Origin of the sequence: Streptomyces sp. NPDC048734 (genome assembly GCF_043198675.1) — a bacterium.
Taxonomy (GTDB): domain Bacteria; phylum Actinomycetota; class Actinomycetes; order Streptomycetales; family Streptomycetaceae; genus Streptomyces.
In genome coordinates this window covers 22,340-28,394 of sequence record NZ_JBICUZ010000007.1, presented here as the reverse complement: position 1 = coordinate 28,394, position 6,055 = coordinate 22,340, and the positions used below count along the sequence as shown (strand labels likewise).

Here is a 6,055-nt window from a genome sequence, read left to right as displayed (position 1 = left end):
GCGGGTGGGGGGGGGGGGCCCCGGCGGGGGGGCCCCCGCGCGGCGGGGGGGGGGGGGGGGGGCCCCCCGCCCCCCCGGGGGGGGGGGGCCCCCCCCCCCGGGGGCGGGGGGGGGGGCCCACGGCACGCTCTTCGGCCCGGTCCGAGCACTCTGGCCCATGCGGACTAGCCCCATCCGGCCAGCCCGAACCATCCGAACTGACGGTGCAGTTGGAATGAACCGCCCGCGCGGGTGACGCGTCATGAACCTGTGAGAAGCGGTGCCGCGAAATCCCTGCGGATCGACGCCCGTGGGGCAACACTGGGTTCCGACCGACTTATCACAACGGGGGGCGGCCATGAACGACGTTTCACGCCGCGGGACAGACACGACGCACCTTCCACACACCACGCCTGAGCGAGAGATCCCCTCCATGTGCCAGCACCAGCCATCGTGCCCGACAGCCGACTCCGCCGACCGGGAATCCGCCCGCCTCGTGGCGCACCACCCGGAACAGGGCTGGAGCCTGCTGTGCAACGGCGTCCTGCTCTTCGAGGACACCGGCGAGATCCTGCCGGACGGCCGGATCATCGCACCGCACCGCCCGCTGGCCGGCGGCCGCATCGTGACGGCGGCCTGAGCAGCGCCGCCTCGACAGCACCCGGACGGCACCGTCGAGCGCCGTCCACCGGTCCGAGGGGCCGGCCCGCGGCCGCCGCCGCGCGCCGGCCCCGACGCCCGTCCGCGGCCGCTCACTCCCGGTGACCCCGCCCTCGCCCTCGTGGACCACCGCGGTCGCCCGCCCGCCTCTTCGCCCACGGGTACGCGAGGTCGCGGGACCCCCGGACGTCACGCCCTTCGGTACGCACCCCGCCGGGCCGCGCTCGCGCCGGTGCCCTACTTCAGCGCCTCCCGGATCGCCTGGTACGCCGGCTTCGGCGCGAGCTGCTCGTCCCACGGCAGTGCCGCCCCCTCGCCCGGGAAGACGTCGGGGATCCACGAGTACCTGTCCGTGTAGTCCCAGACCGTCACCCCGACGCACCGGCGCACCGCGAGGCACGCCTCGGTCAGGTCCCGGTACCAGTCGGCCTGCCGGGCCAGCTTCTCCTCGGTCGCGGGCAGCTGCATCCGTACGTCGACCTCGGTGAGCGCGGTGTCCAGGCCGAGGCGGCCGAAGCGGCGGAGGTTGTCCTCCAGGCTCGCCGGATAGCCGTACTGGAGGGCGAGGTGGGCCTGGAGGCCGAAGCCGTGCAGCGGGACCCCCTGCGCCTTCAGCTGCTTGGCGAGGGCGTAGTAGGCGTCGCTCTTGGGGCCTACGGCCTCGACGTTGTAGTCGTTGAGGTAGAGCTTGGCCTTGGGATCGGCCTGGTGGGCCCAGCGCAGGGCGTCGGCGATGTAACCGGGGCCGAGCGTCTTGTAGAAGACCGTCTCGCGGTAGGTGCCGTCCTCGTTGAACGCCTCGTTGACGACGTCCCAGGAGTAGACCTTGCCGCGGTAGTGCCGCACCTCGGTCTGGATGTGGTTCTTGAGGACGGCCCGCAGCTCGGGGGCCGTCCACTCCCGGTCGGTGAGCCAGCCGGGCAGCTGGCTGTGCCAGACCAGGGTGTGGGCCCGGACCCTTTGGTGGTTCGCGCGGGCGAGGTTCACGATCTCGTCGCCGGCGGAGAAGTCGAAGACGCCCTGGCGGGGCTCGGTGGCGTACCACTTCATGCCGTTGCCGGGGGTGATCATGTCGAACTCGTCGCCGAGGATCTCCGTGTAGGCGGTGTCGGTGAGTTCGGGGTTGTCGGTGGCGCTGCCGAAGTAGCGGCCGTGACGCTCGGCCAGGTCGGCGAGCGTCCGGGGCTTCTCGTGCGCCTGTGCGACCGGGCCGGTGGCGACACCGGCGCCGGCCAGGACGGCGGCGAGCACGGCGGCGAGTCCGAGCCGGGTACGGGAGGTGCGGGGCATGGGGCGACTCCTGGGCGATCGGTGAGGTCGTCGAGTCGTACGGCCGCGGGGGCGCGCGTCATCCCTTCGTGGCGCCGGCGGTGAGGCCGCCGACGAGCTGGCGCTCGGCGACGGAGTAGAAGGCCAGGGCGGGGACCATGGCGAGGACGAGGTACGCGAAGACGCGGGCGTACTCGGCCGAGTACTGGCCCTGGAACTGCTGCACGCCGATGGGGATCGTCCACCAGGTGGAGTCGGTGAACACCAGCAGCGGCAGGAAGAAGTTGTTCCAGCTGCCCACCACCGCCAGCACGGAGACCGTGCCGAGGGCGGGGCGGGCCATGGGCAGCAGGATCCGCCAGAAGAAGCCGAGCGGGCCGCAGCCGTCGAGGGTGGCCGCCTCCTCCAGCTCGGCGGGGATCTCCCGGAAGAAGCCACGCAGGATGACGATCGTCATCGGCAGCCCGAAGGCGGCCTGCGGCAGGATCACGCCGAGCGGGTTGTCCAGCAGGCCGATCTGGCGCAGCAGCAGGAACAGCGGCAGGGCCGCCACCGCGAAGGGGAACATCAGCCCGAGCGTGAACAGGGTGAACAGCGCCTCCCGGCCGCGGAAGGCGAACCGGGCGAAGGAGAACGCGGCGAGCGCGGACACCGCGACCACCACCACCGTCGTGCCGATCGCGATCAGGGTGCTGCTGCCGACCAGTTGCCAGAAGGAACCGGAGCCCAGGATGTCGGTGTAGTTGGAGGTCACCCACGACTCGGGCAGGCCGATGGGGTTGCGGGACAGTTCGTCGGTCGACTTGAAGCCGGACAGGACGGCGTAGACGAGGGGGACGGCCATCGCCGTGCCGACGGCGACGAGGACGATGTGCAGCGGGAAGGTGCGGCCTGCCCTGCGGGCGTTCACGAGCCGCCTCCTCTCAGGGTCGTGGTGGCCCCCTCCAGATCGCGGCGGAGCACGAACCTCTGGTAGGCGAGGGCGAAGACGAGGCTGATGACGAACATGGCCACACTGATCGCGCTGGCGTAGCCGACCTGGTAGCGCTTGAAGCCGTACTGGAACAGGGTCACGGCCATCGTCTCGGAGTGGTGGTCGGGGCCGCCCGCGGTGGTGACCCAGACCAGGTCGAACAGTTGGACGGAGCCGATGACGGACAGGAAGACGCTGATCCGCAGGGTCGGTGCGAGCAGCGGCAGGGTGACGTGGCGGAAGCGCTGCCAGGGGCCGGCACCGTCGATGAGCGCGGCCTCGGTCAACTCGGCCGGGATCGACTGGAGTCCGGCCAGGTAGAGCATCATGTGGAAGCCGAAGTACTTCCACGTCATGACGAGGAACAGGGTGGCCATGACGGTGGACGGGTCGGCGAACCACTCCCCGCCCAGGCCGTCCAGACCGACCGCGCCGAGGACGTGGTCGGCGAGGCCCTGGTCGGGCGCGAAGATCATGGCGAACAGCACGCCGGTGATCGCCTCGGAGAGGATGTACGGCGCGAAGAACAGCATCCGGTAGACGGCCCGCCCGCGGATGCGCTGGTTGAGCGCGACCGCGAGGGCGAGCGCGAACGGCAGCTGGATCACGAGCGAGAACACGACCAGGAGCAGGCAGCGCCAGAGGTCGCCGAGGAAGACCGGGTCGTCGAGGAGACGGGTGAAGTTGTCGCCGCCGATGTAGTCCTCGGGCATGCCGAAGCCGCCCCAGCGGAAGAACGAGGCGTACAGCGCGAACAGCATCGGCAACAGCACCAGCACACCGAACAGCACCAGGGCGGGCACCTGGAAGACGACGGCGGTGAGCCAGTGGCGTGCGCGCCGCCGGGCCCGCCCCCGGGCCGCTTCGGTGGCCGGGGGCGGGGGACCGACGGGCGGGCCGCTGCGCTTGTCCGGGAGGTAGGTCGAGGTCATCGCCGGCTACTGCTCTTCCTTCGCGATCTTGGTGATCGACTGGGCGACCTGCGCGGGTGACTTGGAACCGGCGACGAGGGCGGCGACGCTGTCGTTGATCTCCTGGCCGAGCGCCGGCGCGTAGGCCTGGTCGAGGTAGAGCTGGAAGCCGGTGGCCGCCTTCAACTGCGTCTGCACGGCCTTGAGGTTGGGGTCGGCCAGCGCGCTCTCGGCGGCCGGCACCACGGGCAGCACACCGGTCTTCTTGACCAGTTCGGTGTCGGTGGCGGCGGAGGCGAAGAACTTCAGGAAGTCGACGGCGGCCTGCGGGGCGCCGGCGCGCAGGGCGTGTCCGCCGCCTCCGCCGAACACCTCGGTGAGCTTGCCCCGTCCGCCCTCGACCTCGGGGAACGGGAAGAACCCGAGGTCGGCGCCGAGTCCCTTGCCGGCGTCGGCCTGCACCACCGGGGCCCACTGGCCCATGAGTTCCATGGCGGCCTTGCCGTTCCCGACGCTGGCGGCCTGTCCGGTGGGGCTGGAGTAGGCGGCGCCGAGGAAGCCCTTCTGGAACGGCTGGAGGTCGACCAGGTCCTGGAGGTGCTGTCCCGCCTGGACGAAGCCGTCCCCGGTGAAGTCCTTGTCGTCGTCGGCCTTCCGCAGGGCGTCGACCCCGGCGGTGCGCATCGCGAGGTAGGCCCAGTAGTACATGCCGGGCCACTTCTCCTTGCCGGCCAGGGCGAGCGGGGTGATGCCGGCGGACTTCAACTTGCGTACGGCGTCGAGGAATCCGCTCCAGGTGGTGGGCGGCGCGCTGACGCCGGCCTGCTTGAAGAGGGCCTTGTTGTACCAGAAGCCGATCATGCCGATGTCGAACGGTATGCCGTAGACCTTGTCGTCCACCAGGTACGGCTCCTTGGCGACCGGCAGCATGCCGCCGGCCCAGTCCCTGGTGCGGTCGGTGAGGTCCTCGACGAGCCCGGCGTCGACCTGCTGCTTCAGGACGCCGCCGCCCCAGGTGTGGAAGATGTCCGGCAGCTTCCCGGAGGCGATCAGTGCGGTCATCTTCGACTTGTAGGCGTCGTTCTCCAGTTGGACGATCTTGACCTTCACCTTGGGGTTCTGGTCCTCGAACTGCTTGGCCAGGGCGGCCCAGACGTCCTTGGTCGGCTGCGTGGTGGAGATGTTCCACCACTCGATGGTGGTCGTCCCCGACGATCCTCCGTCCGAGTCGCCGCCGCAGGCGCTCAGTGCCGTCATGCCAAGACCGGCCGCGGCGGAGGCCGCCAGGAAGCCTCGTCGGGAGAGTCCCGGGTCGCCCATCATGCGCTCCTTGGGGTATGGAACAGCCGGACACGGCCGTTCGCGAGATCGAAAGTTTCGTTAGTAATCCAGAAAGCTTCGCTGCTGCCGCACCCTAGAGACAGCCTTCGACGGGTGGCAACCCCTTGAACACAGAGAAATTTCCGCACGTCCGTCAGACAGGTGACAGATCGAACCCTCCGAAACATTCGAGCCTCGCGACGAACATTACGGAGAGGACTGTAGAAGGCCGTCCGGGCAGCGACAAGACCGCGCGTCGGCTCCCCGGACGGCGAGGGACAACCGCCTCACCCGCGGTCGATCAGGCTCCTGAGCGCGACGTTGAGTTCGAGGACGTTGACGCGCGGCTCGCCCAGGAATCCGAGGGTGCGGCCCTCGGTGTGCTCCTCCACCAGCTTCTCGACCCGGGCGACGGGCAGGCCGTTGCGCTCGGCGACCCGGTGGACCTGGAGTTCGGCGTACGCCGGGGAGATGTCGGGGTCGAGGCCCGAGCCGGAGGCGGTGACCGCGTCGGCGGGGACCTGGGAGGGTTCGACCGTGAAGTCGGCCGTGGAGTTCTGCTCGACGACCCTCGCCCGCGCCTTCGCCACCCACGCGACCAGTTCGGGGTTGTCCGCGGAGCGGTTGGTGGCGCCGGAGAGCAGCAGCCGGTACCGGGTGTTGACCGAGTTCTCGCCCAGACCGTTCGCCGGCCGCGGCTGGAAGTAGTCCGGGCCGTAGCCCTGCTGGCCGATGAGCGAGGAACCGACGACCCTGCCGTCCGCCGTGATCTCGGAGCCGTCGGCCCGGCCGCCGAACAGTGTCTGCGCGATGCCGGTGACGGCCAGCGGGTAGAGGACGCCCGTCAGGAGGGTGAGCACGAGGAGGGCACGCAGGCCCGCCCCCAGCAGCCGTGCCGTGTGCGGAACAGAGGTCTTCATGGGGATCAGCACGCTTTCGGGAG

Annotated in this window: 6 protein-coding genes; 1 reads left to right on the top strand and 5 read right to left on the bottom strand. The window is 70.5% G+C overall.

Features of this window, described 5'->3' with window-relative positions; translation table 11 throughout:
- Window positions 1–412 precede the first annotated feature (412 nt).
- The gene (locus tag ACGFQC_RS19565; protein ID WP_363092975.1) at window positions 413–619 is read left to right on the top strand and encodes a DUF5999 family protein; all 207 of its coding nucleotides are present in this window, start codon (window positions 413–415) and stop codon (window positions 617–619) included.
- Window positions 620–876: 257 nt separating this feature from the next.
- Here the strand turns inward: ACGFQC_RS19565 and ACGFQC_RS19560 are convergent, their stop codons facing one another.
- From ACGFQC_RS19560 to ACGFQC_RS19540, 5 genes are all read right to left on the bottom strand, one after another.
- Window positions 877–1,929, bottom strand: a complete 1,053-nt coding sequence (locus ACGFQC_RS19560) for an endo-1,4-beta-xylanase (protein WP_363092976.1) — start codon at window positions 1,927–1,929, stop codon at window positions 877–879.
- 58 nt (window positions 1,930–1,987) lie between these two features.
- Window positions 1,988–2,752: a carbohydrate ABC transporter permease gene (locus ACGFQC_RS19555; protein ID WP_363092998.1), complete on the bottom strand. Its 765-nt coding sequence runs from the start codon at window positions 2,750–2,752 to the stop codon at window positions 1,988–1,990.
- A gap of 62 nt (window positions 2,753–2,814) precedes the next feature.
- Entirely contained in the window at window positions 2,815–3,813 is a 999-nt protein-coding gene (locus ACGFQC_RS19550) for a sugar ABC transporter permease (RefSeq protein WP_363092977.1), read from the bottom strand.
- Window positions 3,814–3,819: 6 nt separating this feature from the next.
- The gene (locus ACGFQC_RS19545) at window positions 3,820–5,112 is read right to left on the bottom strand and encodes an extracellular solute-binding protein (RefSeq protein WP_363092978.1); all 1,293 of its coding nucleotides are present in this window, start codon (window positions 5,110–5,112) and stop codon (window positions 3,820–3,822) included.
- Window positions 5,113–5,399: 287 nt separating this feature from the next.
- Window positions 5,400–6,032: a potassium-transporting ATPase subunit C gene (locus tag ACGFQC_RS19540; protein WP_363092979.1), complete on the bottom strand. Its 633-nt coding sequence runs from the start codon at window positions 6,030–6,032 to the stop codon at window positions 5,400–5,402.
- Window positions 6,033–6,055: the final 23 nt, after the last annotated feature.